Below are 18,602 nucleotides of genomic sequence, written 5' to 3'. Positions count from 1 at the left end.
TCTCTCCTTATCAATTCATTATACAAGAATATTTCGTATCTTTGCAGACGAAACATCGAGAGTCGTCGCTTTAGACGCACCAACCGAGCAAAACATAAAGATAGCTACGGTGGTAAAGAGATGTGTAAGTTTAACTTAAAAAAATATCTTTATGAAAATCAGATTCATTTCTATGAAGGCCGGCTTCTATGCAATGTATGCTACCGGCAGGTATTATCTCTATTTGCGCAGGCGCAGCAACGAAGAACTCGCTGCGATTGTTCAGCGTGAACGTAATGTGCGAGGATGGTGCAGTCAGCGCAGTTATTATCTTGCAGCATTGCGCAGAGTCTGCAAAAGGCGAGGAATAGCATATTGTTGGTAATTCCCTTCTTGAAAAAAAGGATAATAAAAACGCTCCCAAACCTGCGAGTGTCAGGTTTGGGAGCGTTAGTATAAAATGTTTTTCGTCCTCTCTGGCTACCAAGTGAATGGGTATTTTTCTACTCCAGCTGAAAACAATGTAGGATAACCTGCCGCATTCAAAGTCCACTCAAACAGAGATGTGTCCTGATATTTCTCGCTAACGAGACGCACGGGCAAATGTTTGGTAGCCTTACCCAACAGTCCGGCATAGTAGGCGTATCTCATTTCGTCCATATCAATACCCAAAGTTTCATCGAAAAGCATAATACAGCCTTTGTTTATAATAGGCGTGGAAATTGTATTCGAGGTGTAATAAACCTTATACAGGCTGCTTTCTTCAGGTTCGCTGGCAGAAACTGTTTTTGTTTCTACGATATCTCCGTCTTGATATTTAATAGTAGTAGTCTCTTTGCCTCCTTCTATGCGCAGCATAGTCAGCAGCTGGCCGTCGCTGTTGTATGTAAAATCCCATAATTCTCTTTCCATTCCCTCTAAATTATATTCTTCCTCCTCGCAACGGCTGACAAATCCGTCTTTGTTGAGGTACAAATTGCAGACGAGCTTCTCCTTTCCATCTCCAACCGTCATTATTACATCATAAGCAGGTGCTGTGCCACGTGTTGTTGCTTCATTATATTTGAAGGTAACGATTCCTTCTTCGGATTTGAGCGAGACTACCTGTCCTTTCTCATTTGTCTGAATGCTCATCTCGGCTGCTGTTTTGGGAAGTCCTCCTGTAAATACATTTTTAGGATTTATAGCAGTAAAAGGCTGCACGTTTGGAGTGTCATTATTGTCGCTGCTGCAAGAGCTAAATGTCGTTGTTGCGCTCAGTATCATTGTAGTAAGGCACGTGATGGTTAATATTTTCTTCATTGATTCTGTTTTTTATGCGTTTATGATTAACTTTTTTTCAGCCCTTAAAAATTTTTGAATGAGACAAATAAAAAGCGTGGACTGATAACTTCGTTAATGTTCTTGAGGTATCGCCAAACACCATTGCCACTTCAACAAGTAAAAGCCCACGCCGTTTGACGTGAGCATCAACTTTTACTCTCGTGCCTCTATAAATTTTGGCGAATTTCAAGAACAAGAATGCAAGCTAACGCTTTCTATCTATTATGTCTTTTTCTGTTTTACCTGTTCATAGGCTATTATGTATTAATCGAATGCAAATATAATGCTTTTCTTTTAAGAGGGCAAAAGATTAAAGAGCAAATGATAGCGAAAGCGAGAATATATCGTAAACTTTATTTCAAACGGCAAGTGTATGGAGGGGAATTATTTAGCAAGAACTGCCGTTGTTGATGCTCCGACATTGCCAGAGGCATTGACATTCTTCGCTCTCATAGAAATAATTAATGAGAAAAAGGGATTGGAATAAGAAGTTTGTTGTACCTTTGCACCGTTAATCAATCCCCCTGCCGACGGCACGGAAGTGAACGGACGGGGAAGATGCTTTACAATAAAAAACTTGGATGCAGGGCATCCTGCAAAAAACTTATCTTATGGACGGAATCGTAAGTTTGCTTACCACACCCGGAATCGGACAGTCTATCTTCGTACTGGCACTTGTCATTACGGTCGGCATTCTGCTGAGCAAAATCAAGGTGGGAGGATTCTCGCTGGGCGTTACTTGGGTGTTGTTCTCAGGCATTCTCGCCGGACACCTCGGCTTGCAGATCGACCCGATGGTGCTCTCATTCGTGAAAGAAAGCGGTATGGTGCTCTTCATCTTCGGTATCGGAATGATAGTGGGGCCAGGATTCTTCTCAACGTTCAAGCAGGGAGGTGTCCAGCTCAATCTTCTCTCGCTCCTTTCCATCGGACTGGCACTCCTGATGACCTATCTCATCTTCTCTCTTTCGTGCACTCCGATAGACACGATGGTGGGCATATTGGCCGGAGCCGTTACGAATACGCCTTCGCTCGGTGCGGCGCAGGAAGCGGCAAAGGGAATATCGGGCAGCATTTCGTCTGACATCGGTATCGGTTATGCACTGGCTTATCCGGTGGCCATTCTCGGACTGATACTCACAACGGGCTGCCTGAAGTGGGTGTTGAGAGTGAAGGTGGACGAGGAATCGCAGCGCATTGAAGACCGGGAGAAGGCACAGGGCAAGGAGGCATTGGTGTATTCCATAGAAGTATCGAACCCCAGCGTTTACGGACTCGACATAGCACACGTAAAACTGTTGCTCGACAAGCACGATTTCCTTGTATCGAGAATTATGCACAAGAAAACCTCGGAGATAGAAATGGCGCATCCGAAGTCGGTTATCGAGGAAGGCGACAAGATTATGGTGATTTCCGAACATCACGAAATGGAAATGATATGCGCTTTCATCGGGCACAGAATCGAAATGACGGATGCCCTGTGGGGAAAACTCGACAGAAGACTCATCTCGAAAAGATGCCTCGTAACACAGGGAACGGTAAACGGAAAGAGCATTGAGGAACTGAAGTTCCGTTCCATCTATCACGTGAACATCTCGCGTGTGCTGCGTGCCGGCGTGCATCTTATCGGAAAGCCCGACTTGCTTTTGCAGACGGGTGACACCGTAGTGCTCGTAGGCGAGGAGGAAAACGTGAAGCGCGTGGAAAAGATACTGGGCAACTCGGTTTCCACGCTCAAGAAACCTAACCTGATGGTGCTTTCGGTCGTGATTCTGATAGGTATTCTTGTGGGAAGCATCGAATTCCCACTCGGAAATATGCCGATGCCGGCCAAGTTGGGATTCTCCGGAGGAACGCTTGTGGTGGCAATCCTCATCAGCAACTTCGGAACCCGGTTCCGTCTGAACACGCACAACACGCAGAGTGTGAACCTTATGCTGAAGGAATTTGGCATTACGCTCTTCCTTGCGTGCGTGGGATTGAGCGTGGGAGGAAGTTTCGTGAGCAAGCTGCTCGACGGCGGTTATCTCTGGATGGCCTATGCTGCCCTGATAATGCTCATTCCTCTCTGGGCAACTTGCATTCTCGGTCGCTATTGGCTGAAGCTCGACTACTTCACTCTGCTCGGTTACATAGCCGGCAATATGACCTTCGCCCCTGCCTTGTCGCTCACGCCTGATGCGTCGAAGAACAATATTCCCGCCATCAAGTACGCCACGGTCTATCCGCTCACGATGTTCCTCCGCGTAATGTTGGCTCAGTGGATGATTCTTCTGTTTGCATAAGAAGGAACAGGCTGATATGCCCCATCCTTTCTTACTTTATGGATTAGAAACAATACAAACGCTCCCAAACCTCACACTCACAGGTTTGGGAGCGTTTTCTGTTATACTCTTCAGATGGCATAACCTAAGCAAACACTATCACGGAGATACCGAAATGGCGAATGGAACTATTGACAAATTTATTATTCAACGGTTTTTCGGAATATCTCTTAGCCTATTGCCGTCATACGATAGCCGAGCGTCTTCAACTCTACGGCTATTCCGAAGAGATACATCTGATGGAGAGCACCGAGGAAGGCGTGGAAAGCATCATTGGTGCTCGGCTCTATGCGCAGTCTTCTGATCTGACTGTAAGTGCGCGAGGCACATTCGCCCACAAGCAGCTCGAGAGCTTTCGACTCCTCAGCGGTAAGCTGAAGAACCTTCCCGCGAATGTAGTCGTCCAAATGGTCGTAATCCGTCTTGCCGAGGAGATAAGTATAGAGATTCTCCACTTTGCCATAGACCTCCCAATCCTCGTCCCAATACTTGGCGAGAGCCATTCCGGTATACATCATCCATCCGAGCGCAACGGTAGGATAGCTGTTGTACTCGCGCATTCCGTCGGGAAGATACGCCTGTCCTATCTTCAACCAGAGAGCCTCCAAGTCGGGAGCTTCCGGCAGGCGTTCGTCCACCTTGCCGTGCGAGAGCAGATATTCCTTCAGGTCGTTCTTGAAAATCTGTTTGTATTGTTGCTGTGTCATATTTCTTTTTATATATTTATGAGATTAAACGAATTGAGTGAGAGAAGCACCTCATAAGCGAATGAAAGGAATAAAGGGGGAATCATCATTCAAGAGCGACGATAATTACCCATCACCTATTTCGTCATTGCAAAATTAATTCTTTTTCTTCATAAACGTCCTGTTGGTTCGATTAATTTCATCCCTACCTTTGAAGATTCCAAATCGAAGTGCAAAAAAGAGTAGCCCTCGCCGAGAGATGCAGACGTTCTCGAAGCGTAGCGAGAGGTTGTGTGCATCTCTCGGCGAGGAAAAAGCAACAACCGGCAATACAAATTAAAAAAGGGAGACCGAAGTCTCCCCAAGATTAACTAACTTTGTATTGTTTATGTACCATCAATTAATCTCGGAGCAAAGGTCGCAAATTTTCGCCTTACTTCAAAAGAAAACCGCAAGAAAAGATATTGCCGCCATCGTCGGCATCAGTCAGGCAACACTCTCACGTGAAATCAAACGCAACAGCACGCCCTCGGGAAAGTATATCTGGACGAAGGCGCACGACATGGCCATGGAGCGCAGGAGGCGAACGGTGAGCAACTCCAGGCTCTCCGACGAATTGGTCTGGAGAATCAAGGAATATATCGTTAATGACCAATGGTCTCCAAGACAAATATCGGGGTATCTGCGTGTGAATGAGGGGATAAGGGTGTCCCATCAGTCCATCTACAACATCATCCACGATGACCCGACAGGGAAACTTGCCGGGCACACAAGACATCAGATGAAATACAGGCATCACCCCAAGGGTGGGCATCTTCCTGTCAAGGACAGGGTGAGCATCCATGAGAGAAGCAAGGAAGTGGACGGGAAGAGATTTGGAGACTTTGAGATGGACCTGATCGTCGACCCTGCCCAAAGGGCCATACTCACACTGGTGGAGAAATCCACCAATATGTTGCTTATGCGGAAACTGCCATTTGGGAAGCAGTCGAAGCCTCTGGCAAAAGCAGTCAGGAGACTGCTGCTGCCATACAAGGACAGACTGAAGACCATTACCACTGACAACGGACCTGAGTTTGCCGCACATAAGGATATCACGAAATGGTTGGGCGTGCCTGTGTACTTTGCAGATCCATATTGTCCATGGCAAAAGGGAGCCATTGAGAATACAAACAAGTTAATCAGACAATATATACCTAAAAAGGATTCCTTTGAGAACTATACGGACAAGAGGATTATGGCCATACAGAAGAAATTGAATGAAAGACCAAGGGAAAAATTAAACTTTTCCACACCAAAGTGCGAGTTCTTCAAACATGTGTTGTAATTTTGCACTTGCTGGTTGACTCTACACCTTTTTGCTCTCTTAATACTGCCTGCTTGAATCTCCAAAGAAATTTCATCATTGATTCAGCAGAATATCTCTTATTTTACGGAGATAATATACACGCTTTGCAAATGACCGAAGATTGCATTCCATTCTTCGCAAGATTGCATTGCGTTTTTGCGAAGAATGGGACGCAATCTTCGCAAGAATGGAAATGAGGAAAAAGATAATTGATTTTCAGATACTTACGGGTCGTATATTTTAGATGTATAAAGATGAATCACTTGAGGACTTACGGATGGGAAAACTGATGTCTCTGGGTTCGGAATCAGCTTGAACTTGGAGCGATATTTGCGCTTTTGCAGAAAAAACATTGAATATCGGAATGAAACTAAGCAAAATTTTGCTACTTTTGCAGAGAGGGCAGACCTACAAATGTGTTTTAAGACAAACTAAAATATATATTAAGATGATTAACGGCAATATTGATGAGCTGATTCGCGATGCGATGGTGGCTAAGAAAACAGAGAAACGCGACGTGCTCCGTCTGATAAAGACAGAGTTCCTGAAGTTCAAGACTTCCAAGGAGGGCGCAGGCAAGGAGATGGATGAGGAGACGGAATTTTCCATTCTCAAGAAAATGGTGGCGCAGCGCAAGGATGCCATCGACCAGTATGAGAAAGCCGGGCGTGGGGAATTGGCTGAAAATGAGAAAAAGGAACTTGACATTATCAGCCTGTATCTCCCTGCCGTTCCTACTGAAGAGGAAGTTACTGCGTGTGCAAAGGAAGCGATTGCAGCCAATCCGGGCGCGAATATGGGCATTATCATCAAGGCTGTGAAGGCACAGTTGCCTATGGCAGACGGCAAGAGCCTTGCAGCGATTGTGCGTGGCTTGCTGTAAAGTATGCTTATAAGATAGGTGTAAGACTGAAAAAGAAAAGAGAGTGAACGCCATTCGTACACTCTCTTTTTACTGTTGGTGACTCCGTTGGGATTCAAACCCAAGACCTTCAGAACCGGAAACGAAGTCCTTTAAGAGTGTAAACGCTTTATTTACAGGCGTTTGTAAAACATATAAGCTCCAATGTTGAAACATTGCTAAAACTAATTTAAACCCTCTAATTTTTTCTGCAATAGTTTCCTGTCCTCCAAAAGCATATCCATAAGTTTTTCCTTGAGTTCCTGCGCCTTGGTAAACTGCTTCTGATACACCTCCATCTGGTCCTGCATCCTGTCAATCTGATGCTGCAATCCTAAAATGACGGATTTCAGGCCTTTGATTACTTCGTCTTGACTGGAATGTATCTCCATATTTACGGCATTTTTGTCGGTATAGTTATTGAGTATATCACGCCCTGCGTTTCCCTCGTTACTGTTATTGGAATCGCTGATATTTCCTTGTTCAGCAACCAATTCTTGATTATTTCCCATCTATGAAATATTAAATTAAACAATTCTTTGGCTCACTATTCGAATAGCCTGCCATATTCCTCTTATCTCGTTTCTTTCCACATCCACTTGCCCGTAAACAGGGTTGTCTGCTTTAAGTGTGAGTATATTTTTGCTAAATAAGCTATTTTTTAAGATTCGCTTTATGGTTAGAGTTTTTCCATAGATGACGAATACAACTCCTGATGCTTCCTCCCATTTTGTCTCAGGTATTATTTTTGCAAGAACTTTAGACCTATCCGGAATGTTCGGTATCATGCTGTCTCCGTCTATTTGAAACACTTTGTATTCAGCTTCATTAAGTTGCTCCCCATCTTCTGCCATTACTCCGTATGTCTCCATTTCATAAGCATTGTCGTAGAGACTTTCAATGAAAGAAGCCTTTGCATCCACCGGAACATAAGGTATATTTGCAAGTTCCTCACGCAGATACGGCTTAACAGCCTTTGCTGTACTTATACCGGATGTTCCTGTCGTCCTGTTGTTTGAGTTGGTTACATTTCCTCCTGCGACAATGGACTGGTTATTGTCGCCTGTAGTGAACATGGAGCCTTCGCCTATTAACAAATAGGATGGGTTTACTTTCTTGTAATGCTTACAAAATGGCTCAAGTATCTTAGACGAGGCGTCTTTTGTTTCTCCATTTCGCAATTTTGTCATCATATTTTTTGTTATCTCGGGAACATCTGTATAAACCCGATAATCTGACAATCCCAAGGCTTCCATAACCTCGAATAATCTGTCCTTTTTTGTCTTTTCCATAAAAAATCCTCCAAAATATTTGTTTGGTATCTAAAAAGATAGTATCTTTGCGTTGCATTTGTGAGAGAAATGCAAATGACATCGCTAAATTTTCCCTTTCGGGAGTTTAGATATTTCACCTCTGTAAGGCTCTCACACTTGCAGAGGTTTTTTGTTTTTTATACAACCGACCTTGATTTGCAGGAGGAGACGAGCGAAGTACCGCCACGGCCTGCATCTTAGCAAGTGGGACACACGGCAAACATCAAGACTTGAGTCCGGATGATGGTGGGACACCGACAATGGTGGAAAGCCGGGCGACCGTTACGGAATTGTCCTCCGTGGTGGTGGGGCTACTCAGCGACGACAACCGTCAAGCAGACAACCTCAGAGCCTTCCCGATGAGCAATCACGGGTAAGGGCAAACTCTGGGGACTCGCTCCTCTTCCCGTTAGCAGTTTAATCTTTATTATAGTTTATATTATGTCAGAAATAGTTTATTGTAGTGAAGACCACCAAGTTTTAACCAATAGTTTGTTGGTTGCAGAGAAGTTTGGGAAGTCGCACGACAATGTCTTGAAAGCCATTCGCAGCATCCTTACAGGGGGTGTCCTCAAAAATAACGAGACCCCTATGTTTGAAGAAGCGACTTATGTTAGTGTGCAGAATGGACAGGAATATCCGATGTTTGTAATGAATCGTGATGGGTTTACCCTCCTTGCTATGGGATTCACAGGGAAAAAGGCGATGAAGTTCAAACTTGACTATATCGCAGCCTTCAACAAGATGGAAACTGCCCTCAAAGGACAACAGGAGAAGCCACAGCAGCTTACTGGTGCCGAGTATCTGCTGAAACAGGCTCAGCTTATGGTGGAGCAGGAACACAGACTGAAGGTACTGGAGAACCGTATGGACGCACTCGACAGGGAGCGGGCGGAGAATGGCCGGAAACTTCTCACGGTAACGATTTCAGAGGAGGAAGTCGTGGAGCCGTCTTTGAGGGACAAAATCCGTCAGCTCGTGAACAGATACGCAGCAGCCACGAACACCATGCAGAGGGACGTGTGGCACAAGGTGTACGAGCGTCTGTATTATTGCTACCATATCTCCATAAGAGCCTACAAGAAAGCGAAAGGAGAGACAAACCTCGATGTAGCCGAGCGTAATCACTTCCTTGAGAAGATTTACGCTATCGTTTCAGACCTTGTTAGGGAGGTAAGAGCTGTGTAGGAACTGCTTTGGTCGGTTGTATCAGTATTTCAAAGAACGATTAAATATATTGCTATGAAACGAATATTTAAAAAAATTAGAGATTATAGGAGAAAAAGATTATTTACGAAAATCTACTTTTCAATCCTAAATCATCCCAAAACAGCCCCATACGATGCATTTAGATTAGCGACAGAGCATTTCCATGACATGATGGTGGTGTTACATTCCGACAAGGCTTGACAATGGTACATGCTTACCATTTCTATTTATGTATGGAGGCACGATGGTTATTGTAAATTCAACAGAAGTAACAGACTGGGATAGTGCGCCTTTTGAGGATTCGTGTCCTACGGACAGCTTGCCCAAGAAAACGCCTATCCCCGTCTTTCCTCCATTTGACGAAGATTCCGTGAGGGCAACGTTGAATTTCACGTTGGTGGCCGGATAATCTTTTCCGTCGTGGCGGTAGGTTTCCTTATTGCAGACCTTAACATCCAGCATTGGGTTTATTAGTGCACCACTGCTTTCACATCTTTCCTGCGCATCTTTCACGCCCTCACATATCTGCGTTAGGGTTTCGCTTACAAACTCTTTTAAATCCATATTCTTTCCCTCTCTATATAAGGTGTAATTGTAAATAAACCTTTTGTCAGGTTAAATATGTGTTAATAGTATCGTAAAAGATACCAAGATGTTTGTTTGGTATCTAAAAAGAAACTATCTTTGCAAACGTAATTTGTTTACGTTCACGGCAAAGATAATTAAATAATCTGAACCTCGCAAGCGTTTACGGTGTTTTTTGAAATTGTGAAAACAGAGAGGCGCGGAAAATGAGAGGCTGCGGGCGAGACTGACAATCCACGACCCCGCAGATGGCAGAAGTAGGCGCAGAACGACGCTGACAGTCAAGAAAAACCTCAATACTTGATTGAGTAGGCAGGCTTGGGGTCTGTCTCGCTAAAGCGAAAAATATAACCCACGCTGCACGTCAGGGTGCTGCAATCGAATTGGGCGTGGGTGCGATTTTAAGTTAAAGATTACGATTATGAAAAAGTTTATAGAAGAATTTGGAAAGCAGCTAAAAGAAGCTATCGAGCAAGCTGCGCACGACAGCTATTATGAGAATGACAAGTATTACTTCGATGGCTGTTCTTGCCTGATAGATTTGCTGGACGACGACCAGATAGAGGTCGGCTGCGACAAGCACGGCAGGCATGAGGTTAGGATTTACAAGGACACCGAACTTCCCAATCTTGAAGAGGCTATCGCCGACTATCTTGACGCCAACGCAGACCCTGAAGGGGCATGGCAAGAAGAGTATGACGGCGATATGTGGCGAGACGTGGATTATGGCTGCGACCCCGCATTTCCTCACAGAGGTGACTTTGAGCGATGGGCTTATGGAAGATAATATGACAAACCTTAAGAACTGGCTCGCAAAGACAAACGAGCCGTTCTCTCTCCTTGGGGGCGAGAACTTCACGAATAAAGAGGTAATACTTGCGCACGTCGGCATCATCATTATGGTTGCAACGTGCTGCCTCGCAGAGTGGATAAACAATTTTTAAATCATACAATTATGGAAATCAAGACAAAATTCAACGTGGGCGACCACGTTACAGGTATCAGCAGCAAGCATCTGCTTGTTGCCTTTGATATTGCGAAAATCGTAGTGTCAGCCAAGGCGGACAGCGTAGAGGTTGAATACTATCCGTCCGATGGTAAGGGTGGGTATGAGTTCACGAGTTTTGCGGAAAAATATTGCTTCGCCACGAAGGACGAGGCACTTGCCTATATTCAAGGCGAATAATCGTAGTAAGTTTAATTTAAATCACCCGTCCCGTCCGTGAGGATAGGGCGGTAATTGGTGGCATGGCGGAATTGGTAGACGCATCCTCAAATTGAGGAAGGCATATAGCGTGAGAGTGGCCATGTTAAACGCTTTGTAAGTCCATGCAGGTTCGACTCCTGCTGCCACCACGAATCAAAATTCAAAAAACAAGATGGAAAGGATATTAAAGGAAAAGAAGTACAGCTATGCCGGATTATTCAAGCATGTAGGCAGGGGTAATAGATTGCACGTTCCATTGGACTGTTATACTGCAAGTGGTGTGCAAGTGGAATGTTCACGACAAAACAAGTATGCGGGCTGCGACCCGATGAACAACAAGTTTGCAACCACAACGACAGAAAAAAACGGTTATATTACCATTATTCAAAGGTACTGATATGAGTATAGAGGAGATTGGCGGTATCATAGCCGATTTCGTCCGAGTGGGTTACAATACAGCCGTAGCTGATTATGACCCGCCACAGGACAGATTAAGGCAATCCGAAGTCAAGAAATGGCTTAAATTTCGCCATGTAGAATTTAAGGCATTTCAGGAATTGGAAAAGAAAGGCTTGATACACGCAAGGCGTTCGGGCAATGCCGTAAACTCTCCTTTGGTCTATTCAAAGGCAGAGATACAGAAAGCACTAGCGATTATGAGAGTAGATAGATTATTTGTAAACGATAAAATAAAGGAATTATGACACTAATCAGAAAAGCATCGGAATTAAGTATTCCGAACACAATCAAGATGATGATTTACGGACAAGCTGGTATGGGTAAGAGTACGTTGGCACTATCAACTCCTAAGCCGTTGCTGCTGGACTTCGACAATGGCGTTAAGCGTATCAATATGTCCCATTTGGAGGGTGTTGATACTGTGCAGGTAAGCAGTTGGCAAGATGTGAAAGATGTACTGCAAGAAGATTTGTCCGCATATCAGACAATCGTCATAGACACGATAGGAAAGATGATGGATTTCATCATTACCTATAAGTGTGGAACAAGACAACCTCAAATCAGAGATTGGGGAGGTATCAATCAGGAGTTTTCTTGGCTTACTCGCACCGTTGGAAGCCTAAATAAAAACGTTGTCTTTGTTGCTCACCGTGATACCCGCAAGGAGGGTGATGATACGGTGTTTATCCCTGCTTTGCGTGAAAAGTCCTACAACGCTATTGTAACAGAACTTGATTTGCTTGGCTACCTCGAAATGAAAAATGAGAACGGACGTCAGATGCGTACTATTACATTTGACCCAACAAGCCGTAATGACGGAAAGAATACCTGTAATCTTCCGGGCGTGATGAATATTCCTACTATTATTGATGCACAGGGTAAGCCGACAATAAAAAATGACTTTATAGAAAAACAAGTCATAGTACCTTATCTTGGTATGCTCTCCGCAAAGGAAGAGGAGATAAAGAAGTACAACAACCTATTGGCCGAGATAGAGGAGGGTATTTCGCAGATTACAGATGCACAAGATGCCGAATATTTTTCAGAGCATATCAATGACTATCAACATATCGGCAGCTCGTTGATGAAAGCACGCTCCTTGTTTTCTGCAAAATTGAAAGAACTGGGCATTGTTTACAACAAAGAAACAAAGTCTTATGAAAGCAAATCAGCCTAAATACAATATCTATCCGACATTGCTTGATTCTTATCATCAATACGTGGATAGCGACATCATCTATGAGAAGTATTGGGGATTCAGCGAGAATCCCCCTCATACTTCTGAAGAGTTCCACAATATACAGTTCCAGTCGCTTATTGACCGCATCAACAGAGTACCTTATGATAATGAAGCCGTCGCAAAAGGAACGGCTTTCAATGAGGTTATAGATTGTATGATTGAGCATCGGAAATCTGAAAAGGTGGAAATAGAAAAAGCCTACGAACAGATTGCTAATGGTGCTTGCGACCCATGTACAGGCAAACCGATTTATTGTGATGTAACAAATACAAGAAAATTTATAGGTCTGAACGCAAAATATAACGGACATGAGTTTTTCTTTCCTATCGGTATATGCAGAGAGTTTGCGAACTACTACAAAGGGGCTGTAACGCAGAAATACGTTGAGGGTATTCTTCCTACAGTCTTTGGCGATGTTAAACTCTATGGATTCATAGACGAACTTATGCCATTATCCGTTCACGACATCAAAACCGCAAGCCAATATAGCGTAGGGAAGTACAAACGAAATAATCAGCATTTGGTTTATCCTTTCTGTCTTATGCAGATGGGTAGTGATGTGAGAACTTTCGAGTATAATGTTGCGGTGATAGGAAAGTACAACTGTGAATCATTCACAGAAACGTATGGGTTCAATCCAAATCGTGATATTCCTATACTCCAACAAAGGTGTGAGGATTTCATACGATTTGTGAATGATAACAGGAATCTGATAACAGACAAGAAACTATTTAACGAATCATAATGGCAGCAAACACCAAATCGGGAGTTGTCCTCGCAGTAGGACAACCACAGCAGATTACATCTCAAAGAAGTGGGAAAACATTTACCAAGCGTACACTCTATTTGGATTGTACGACATTCGACCCGTACACAGGGCAACGTTCTCAATACGAAAACAAACTGGCATTTGAGTTTATGGAGAGTAAAACGGCTCTGCTTGACAATATCAAGCCCGGGCAAGTGGTAACGGTTTCCTTTGACCTGCAAGGCACAGAGATTACAGACCAGGCTGGGCAGACCAAGCACTTTATCCATGTGCGACCGTTCGGCATTGAGGTAAGGCAGGTTCAGCAGCCACAGGCACCACAGCAGCCACAGGCACCACAACAGCCAGCTCCACAAGGCGGTTACGTTCCCCAACCTGTACCACAGTATCAACCACAGTATCAACCACAGTATCAACCACAGCCACAGGTGCAACAGTTTCCACCGCAGACAGATGCAAGTGGTGAGCCTTTTCCATTTTAGCCTATGACGTATGACACATCCAATCCACTCGACAAAGCCAACTTCCTGCTCCGTGCAAAGAAGTTGGCAGAGAGTGGGAAAATCGTTGAGCTGACAGAGAAGAAACCACGTAGGACATTGCAGAGCAATAAATATCTACACGTTATTCTCGCCTATTTCGGAACACAGACAGGAAACACGCTTGAATGGGTTAAGCAGCAATACTATAAGAAACTCGTTAATCCCGACTTGTTTATCCGAGAAAAGGAAGACAAGTATTTAGGTAGGGTAAAGGTGCTTAGAAGTAGTGCCGACCTTGATACGGCAGAAATGAGCTTATCCATTGACCGATTTAGAAATTGGGCAGCGCAGGAAGCTGGGATATACATACCATCGGCAGATGAAGCAATACTAATTCAGCAGATGGAAATAGAGATTGAACGCAACAAAGAATTTTTATAAAAGATGAATAACAAATGACAGATATAAACAAAATACTCGATGTGTTGTATGCTTTCAAATTAGGGCTACCGATAGTGTTCAAAGATTACTATAGCAGTTGGTGGGAGGTCAAGAAAGACCATGTTTTTGATTTCCACAATCAGTATCTAATAGTTTATTCCGGTAATGTTAAAGAAAGATTGAAAGAACTCAATAGGAGATAATCCTCCGTGAGGGCTTCATAATCGGAATTTTATAAGTTCAGTGGGGAAGCGTCCCCACACTTTGGAGTATAGTGTAATGGTAGCACAGCACAAACAGGGACGATACCAAACGCCAATCTGTTTTAAGTTGTAACGGTGGCAGGTGAAACGGGATTAAGCAGTTGCGGTTCGAGTCCGCATACTCCGACTAATTATTTATCAAATGGAAATCAAAGGTAAAATATATTGTTTTTTCGAGCAATCGGGAACTTTCAAGAATGAGTTTCGCAAGCTCGGTTATCAAGCAGAAGATTATGACATACAGAACGAATTTGGCGAGACAGACCATGTAATGGACTTGTTTGCGGAAATTGAGAAATGCTACGATGGTGAAGCAAGCGTGTTTGACAATATAACGCCAAACGACTTGATTATGGCTTTCTTTCCCTGTATATACTTCTGCCAAGACAGTATGATAGAAATGACGGCTTATTCTGTAAATTACAGAAAGCTGACATTCAGAGATATGGCAGACAAAATACTGAAACGTTCTGAAGATAGAGAATATTTCTACAAGTTACTGATCAAAATATTCTCTATTGTTAAGATACGTGGGCTAAAAATGATAGTTGAAAATCCATGGACTCAACCCGGCTACTTGAATAATAATTTTTTGTTCAAGCCTACGATAATAGACAGAAACAGAATGTTAAGAGGTGACTACTACGTGAAGCCAACTGCATACTGGTTCGTCAACTGTGAGCCGACTTATGGACGCTCCTTTCAAAAAGACAAGAAACAAAAGACTATAATGTCAGCAAAGTCTTCAAAGAAAACCGGAATATGCAGCATGGAGCGCTCTTTGATATCACCGGATTACGTAAGGAATTTCATCTGTGATTTCATCATCGGAAAGAAACAAAAGATAACAGAACAAACACTATTCTAAAATGCCGTATTACATCAAAAAGAAGAAATCAGACAAGCCGAAGAAACGGCAGACAAGCCAAGCAACATTGGTTAAGAAACTGGATAAGGTGTTCAGCCAATACATAAGGCTAAGGGATGCTTTTCCTAACGGCACGTTTCGTTGTCCAACTTGTGGCAGAATACTCCCTTTTGCAAAGGGTGATTGTTCCCACCTATATAGCCGCAGACACATGGCAACACGATTTGACGAGGATAATTGCGTAATGGAATGTGCCTACGACAATAGATTTAATTCCGAACATCTTATAAAATTAAATCAATATGTGTTGAATAGGATAGGAGATACAAGATATAAAATGTTAAGCGTTAAGGCGCATAGTACGAAAAAATGGTCTTGTTGGGAATTAGAGGAATTGATTAAATACTACTCTATACTGGTGAGTAAATTACAAAGCGAGAAAAATATCAAATGATTTTGCGATTTCAGAATAAAGTCGTATCTTTGCAATGTTCAACGCCAAAGAACATTTACAAGACAATCGGAACGTGGGTATATTTTTATATCCTTATTAGAAGCTATTTCTGCAAAGATATAGGCTATCAGTTTCCACTGGATACTCACATTTCGATGTTAGTATTTGTTCTTTGGCGAGAATGGAGACTTGATAGCCTTCTTTTATGCACTCAAATTTCATTCAGAAATGCCAAAGAACAATGAAATTAGAGAGGGTAAGAAGAATAGTATTGCCCTAACTACGTCTAACGGTACGACAACCGAACAAACAGAAATCTGGAAAGATATAACTGGATATGAGGGGTTATATCAAGTAAGTAATCTTGGGAGAGTAAGGTCTTTGTCGAGAGTGGTTAAATTCGGTAACCAAAAAAGGGTTATTGCAGAAAAGATTATGTCCCCAAGAAATCATACAAGAACTAATAACTCATACCAAACGATTATTTTGTATAAAGGAAAGCAAAAATACAAAACTTTCTACGTTCATAGGCTGGTTGCAAAAATGTTTGTAAAAGGCTTCTTTGATGGTGCTGACGTTAATCATATAGATGGAAATAAAGGCAATAATAAAGCATCAAATCTTGAATGGTGTACAAGAAAAGAAAATATAAATCATGCCGCTAAAGTTCTTGGTGTGATACGCGGAGATTATTCTTTTCACAAAAGATGGAACTCAAAACCGATAGTACAACTGGATATGAAAGGTAATAAAATCGCAGATTGGACTTCGGCTTTTGAATGTATGCGAAAGACTGGTATTCCTGAAGCTAATATAAGACGATGTATGACGGCAAGAGGTCTCCATATCACACGTGGATATAAATGGTATTTTGCTGCTGAATACTATTCAACTTCTGATAAAAGTGTTTTTGAAGAAATAAAAATAAAGCCTAATCCTCGCTCTATCCATATTATAGCAAGAGATGTGAAGAGCAATGTATGCAAAGAATACATAAGCATAAGACGTCTTGCGCTTGAATTGGGGTGTTGTAATGAAACTATCAGAAAATACAAGGATAGTGGCAAAGTATATAAAGGTAAGGAAATAAAATCATGTTAATCAAGTATTATTCGGTTTTGGTTAAGAAACTAAGTGAGGAGAAAGGGATAAAGGTATGAATGATTTAGAAATAGAAAAAATCAATGATTTGCTTTTACAGCATTTCAATATTTTCCATGCCGATTTAATTACACGTGCCATTCAGGACAAATCGCTTGATAGGTATGATTTTATTCGTGGGTGTGTTGACATCATCCAATCCAAAGAAACAGATGATAATGAGTTTATACCTAAAGGATGGGAAGAAATATGAACATACAATTACGAGAATATCAACAGCAAGCGGTCGATAAGGCAGTAGCCTTTCTGACCGACAACAAGGCAAAATACAACGGCATTATAGTCTGTCCGACAGGTGGAGGAAAGAGTTGGATTATAGCATCAATAGCCGAAAGGTTGAATAGTAATGTGCTTATCTTCTGCCCCAGTCGTGAAATACTACAACAAAATTTCGAGAAGATGAGCGCAATCAATCCTTTTGGCTGCACAATCTTCTCTGCATCGTTCAACTCAAAGGAGGTGGGGAAGATAACGTTTGCAACGATAGGCAGCGCAAAATCACACCCCGAACTATTTCAACGGTTCACATACATCATCGTGGACGAATGTCACCAGTGCAACCCGAAGCAAGGAATGTACAAAGATTTCTTTGAAGCGTTGGAACAGACGAAGATTTTAGGACTAAGCGCAACACCATACCGTCTTTCTTCCTATATGGGTGGTTCAATGCTGAAGTTCATCACTCGCACCCGACCTCACATCTTTTCAAAGGTCATCTATCAAGTGCAAATTTCAACCTTGCTTGATATGGGCTTTCTCTCCAATATTGAGTATTATCAATTATCTCCTACTGGTTGGAACGAGGGTAATCTGAAGCTCAACACCACAGGTGCTGATTATACCGATAAGTCTGTGATAAGGGAGTATCAGCGTATAGACTTCTATTTCTACCTTGTAAGCATCGTGAAAAGACTTCTGAAACCCAAGCGTGGTGGTGCGAGAAAAGGAATACTGGTGTTTACCCGATTTGTCAAGGAAGCCCAACGGCTGGCTGACAGCATACCTAATTGTGCCGTTGTTTCTGGAGATACCCCCAAAGCGGAACGAGACAGGATATTGACTGACTTCAAGAGTGGAAAGATACAAGTAGTTGCTAATGCGAATGTCCTCACTACGGGCTTCGACTACCCTCAACTTGACACGGTGGTTATGGCACGCCCTACAATGTCGCTTGCTATGTACTATCAGATAGTAGGCAGGGAGATACGGCCATATAAAGGAAAACAAGCGTGGTTTATAGACCTCTGTGGTAATATCAACCGCTTCGGCAAGGTTGAGGACTTGAAACTTGTCGATACCAACGGCAAAGGCAAGTGGGCGGTGTTCAGCAACGGAAAACAATTAACTAATGTATTATTTCAATGAAGAAACCAGCAATCATCACTCATCACTCATCACTCATCACTCATTCCTGCTACCAATGTAATAATGCCTATTTGATGCGCTCCGCTCCTCACAATCCAGTTATTTCTGAATGTACAATAACTCACGAGAGGGAGGTGGCAAGCAAGATGATTAGATGCCGGCACTTCAAGCAGAGAATGGGAGAGGCAGAGATAAACCCGATGACACCGTATAAATTGAAATGAT

Annotated in this window: 26 protein-coding genes, 1 tRNA gene and 1 riboswitch; of the genes, 22 read left to right on the top strand and 5 right to left on the bottom strand. The window is 42.9% G+C overall.

Annotation, left to right across the window (positions count from 1 at the left end):
* The first annotated feature begins 47 nt into the window (after window positions 1-47).
* Window positions 48-154, top strand: a riboswitch (SAM-I-IV-variant riboswitch).
* The gene (locus P150_RS0105015; RefSeq protein ID WP_028896726.1) at window positions 152-364 is read left to right on the top strand and encodes a hypothetical protein; all 213 of its coding nucleotides are present in this window, start codon (window positions 152-154) and stop codon (window positions 362-364) included. (Overlaps the previous riboswitch by 3 nt.)
* 95 nt (window positions 365-459) lie before the next feature.
* On the opposite strand, the gene P150_RS0105010 is transcribed toward P150_RS0105015, so the two are convergent.
* Window positions 460-1,281, bottom strand: a complete 822-nt coding sequence (locus P150_RS0105010) for a DUF4595 domain-containing protein (protein ID WP_028896725.1) — start codon at window positions 1,279-1,281, stop codon at window positions 460-462.
* Window positions 1,282-1,913: 632 nt separating this feature from the next.
* On the opposite strand from P150_RS0105010, the gene P150_RS0105000 reads away from it, so the two are divergent.
* Entirely contained in the window at window positions 1,914-3,587 is a 1,674-nt protein-coding gene (locus tag P150_RS0105000; protein ID WP_028896724.1) for a putative transporter, read from the top strand.
* Between the two features lie 209 nt (window positions 3,588-3,796).
* Here the strand turns inward: P150_RS0105000 and P150_RS0104995 are convergent, their stop codons facing one another.
* A complete protein-coding gene (locus P150_RS0104995; RefSeq protein WP_036932083.1) occupies window positions 3,797-4,333 on the bottom strand; it encodes a hypothetical protein in 537 nt (178 codons plus the stop codon).
* A 367-nt stretch (window positions 4,334-4,700) separates the two neighbouring features.
* Here P150_RS0104995 and P150_RS0104990 point away from each other — a divergent pair, with 367 nt between their 5' ends.
* Both P150_RS0104990 and P150_RS0104980 read left to right on the top strand, forming a co-directional pair.
* Complete coding sequence (locus P150_RS0104990; protein WP_028896722.1) at window positions 4,701-5,639, top strand: IS30 family transposase; 939 nt, start codon at window positions 4,701-4,703, stop codon at window positions 5,637-5,639.
* 469 nt (window positions 5,640-6,108) lie between these two features.
* Window positions 6,109-6,543: a GatB/YqeY domain-containing protein gene (locus P150_RS0104980; protein ID WP_028896721.1), complete on the top strand. Its 435-nt coding sequence runs from the start codon at window positions 6,109-6,111 to the stop codon at window positions 6,541-6,543.
* Between the two features lie 203 nt (window positions 6,544-6,746).
* Here P150_RS0104980 and P150_RS0104975 read toward each other — a convergent pair whose 3' ends face one another.
* Together P150_RS0104975 and P150_RS0104970 are read right to left on the bottom strand one after the other, a co-directional pair.
* Window positions 6,747-7,073: a hypothetical protein gene (locus tag P150_RS0104975; RefSeq protein ID WP_028896720.1), complete on the bottom strand. Its 327-nt coding sequence runs from the start codon at window positions 7,071-7,073 to the stop codon at window positions 6,747-6,749.
* A gap of 15 nt (window positions 7,074-7,088) precedes the next feature.
* Window positions 7,089-7,853, bottom strand: coding sequence for a S24/S26 family peptidase (locus P150_RS0104970; RefSeq protein WP_028896719.1), 765 nt, complete (start codon window positions 7,851-7,853; stop codon window positions 7,089-7,091).
* A gap of 251 nt (window positions 7,854-8,104) precedes the next feature.
* Here P150_RS0104970 and P150_RS17495 point away from each other — a divergent pair, with 251 nt between their 5' ends.
* Both P150_RS17495 and P150_RS16860 read left to right on the top strand, forming a co-directional pair.
* On the top strand, window positions 8,105-8,251 hold the full coding sequence (locus P150_RS17495) for a hypothetical protein (protein WP_155952945.1): 147 nt from the start codon (window positions 8,105-8,107) through the stop codon (window positions 8,249-8,251).
* Between the two features lie 64 nt (window positions 8,252-8,315).
* A complete protein-coding gene (locus P150_RS16860; RefSeq protein WP_081819279.1) occupies window positions 8,316-9,062 on the top strand; it encodes a Rha family transcriptional regulator in 747 nt (248 codons plus the stop codon).
* Window positions 9,063-9,263: 201 nt separating this feature from the next.
* Here the strand turns inward: P150_RS16860 and P150_RS0104960 are convergent, their stop codons facing one another.
* Window positions 9,264-9,647 (bottom strand): hypothetical protein, encoded by a 384-nt coding sequence (locus tag P150_RS0104960; RefSeq protein WP_028896718.1) that lies wholly within the window; start codon window positions 9,645-9,647, stop codon window positions 9,264-9,266.
* 442 nt (window positions 9,648-10,089) lie between these two features.
* On the opposite strand from P150_RS0104960, the gene P150_RS0104955 reads away from it, so the two are divergent.
* The 16 genes from P150_RS0104955 (at window position 10,090) to P150_RS17480 (ending at window position 18,601) form a co-directional block, all read left to right on the top strand.
* Window positions 10,090-10,455 (top strand): hypothetical protein, encoded by a 366-nt coding sequence (locus tag P150_RS0104955; RefSeq protein WP_028896717.1) that lies wholly within the window; start codon window positions 10,090-10,092, stop codon window positions 10,453-10,455.
* Window position 10,456: 1 nt separating this feature from the next.
* On the top strand, window positions 10,457-10,612 hold the full coding sequence (locus P150_RS17490; RefSeq protein WP_155952944.1) for a hypothetical protein: 156 nt from the start codon (window positions 10,457-10,459) through the stop codon (window positions 10,610-10,612).
* Window positions 10,613-10,623: 11 nt separating this feature from the next.
* A complete protein-coding gene (locus P150_RS0104945) occupies window positions 10,624-10,854 on the top strand; it encodes a hypothetical protein (RefSeq protein ID WP_028896716.1) in 231 nt (76 codons plus the stop codon).
* Window positions 10,855-10,910: 56 nt separating this feature from the next.
* Window positions 10,911-11,024, top strand: a tRNA-Phe gene (locus P150_RS17485).
* Between the two features lie 23 nt (window positions 11,025-11,047).
* Window positions 11,048-11,272 (top strand): hypothetical protein, encoded by a 225-nt coding sequence (locus P150_RS0104940; protein WP_028896715.1) that lies wholly within the window; start codon window positions 11,048-11,050, stop codon window positions 11,270-11,272.
* 1 nt (window position 11,273) lies between these two features.
* Window positions 11,274-11,579, top strand: a complete 306-nt coding sequence (locus tag P150_RS16025; RefSeq protein WP_051617562.1) for a hypothetical protein — start codon at window positions 11,274-11,276, stop codon at window positions 11,577-11,579.
* Window positions 11,576-12,511 carry an ATP-binding protein gene (locus P150_RS0104930; protein ID WP_028896714.1) on the top strand — a complete coding sequence of 312 codons (936 nt, stop codon included), beginning with the start codon at window positions 11,576-11,578 and terminating at the stop codon, window positions 12,509-12,511. Before P150_RS16025 ends, P150_RS0104930 begins: the two co-directional genes overlap by 4 nt.
* Window positions 12,492-13,319 carry a hypothetical protein gene (locus tag P150_RS0104925; protein WP_028896713.1) on the top strand — a complete coding sequence of 276 codons (828 nt, stop codon included), beginning with the start codon at window positions 12,492-12,494 and terminating at the stop codon, window positions 13,317-13,319. The genes P150_RS0104930 and P150_RS0104925 overlap by 20 nt, the downstream gene beginning before the upstream one ends.
* Window positions 13,319-13,825 carry a DUF3127 domain-containing protein gene (locus P150_RS0104920; protein ID WP_028896712.1) on the top strand — a complete coding sequence of 169 codons (507 nt, stop codon included), beginning with the start codon at window positions 13,319-13,321 and terminating at the stop codon, window positions 13,823-13,825. Before P150_RS0104925 ends, P150_RS0104920 begins: the two co-directional genes overlap by 1 nt.
* A 3-nt stretch (window positions 13,826-13,828) precedes the next feature.
* Window positions 13,829-14,266, top strand: coding sequence for a hypothetical protein (locus tag P150_RS0104915; RefSeq protein WP_028896711.1), 438 nt, complete (start codon window positions 13,829-13,831; stop codon window positions 14,264-14,266).
* 405 nt (window positions 14,267-14,671) lie between these two features.
* Window positions 14,672-15,397: a hypothetical protein gene (locus P150_RS0104905; protein ID WP_028896709.1), complete on the top strand. Its 726-nt coding sequence runs from the start codon at window positions 14,672-14,674 to the stop codon at window positions 15,395-15,397.
* Window position 15,398: 1 nt separating this feature from the next.
* The gene (locus tag P150_RS0104900; protein WP_028896708.1) at window positions 15,399-15,851 is read left to right on the top strand and encodes a recombination protein NinG; all 453 of its coding nucleotides are present in this window, start codon (window positions 15,399-15,401) and stop codon (window positions 15,849-15,851) included.
* Window positions 15,852-16,079: 228 nt separating this feature from the next.
* Entirely contained in the window at window positions 16,080-16,952 is an 873-nt protein-coding gene (locus P150_RS16855; RefSeq protein WP_155952943.1) for an NUMOD4 domain-containing protein, read from the top strand.
* Between the two features lie 55 nt (window positions 16,953-17,007).
* Window positions 17,008-17,205: a hypothetical protein gene (locus tag P150_RS0104890; RefSeq protein ID WP_028896707.1), complete on the top strand. Its 198-nt coding sequence runs from the start codon at window positions 17,008-17,010 to the stop codon at window positions 17,203-17,205.
* On the top strand, window positions 17,202-18,377 hold the full coding sequence (locus P150_RS0104885; RefSeq protein WP_028896706.1) for a DEAD/DEAH box helicase: 1,176 nt from the start codon (window positions 17,202-17,204) through the stop codon (window positions 18,375-18,377). Before P150_RS0104890 ends, P150_RS0104885 begins: the two co-directional genes overlap by 4 nt.
* Window positions 18,374-18,601 (top strand): hypothetical protein, encoded by a 228-nt coding sequence (locus P150_RS17480; protein WP_155952942.1) that lies wholly within the window; start codon window positions 18,374-18,376, stop codon window positions 18,599-18,601. Before P150_RS0104885 ends, P150_RS17480 begins: the two co-directional genes overlap by 4 nt.
* Window position 18,602: the final 1 nt, after the last annotated feature.

Origin of the sequence: Prevotella sp. HUN102 (genome assembly GCF_000688375.1) — a bacterium.
Classification (GTDB): Bacteria; Bacteroidota; Bacteroidia; order Bacteroidales; family Bacteroidaceae; genus Prevotella.
This window is presented reverse-complemented; position numbering and strand designations above follow the sequence as displayed.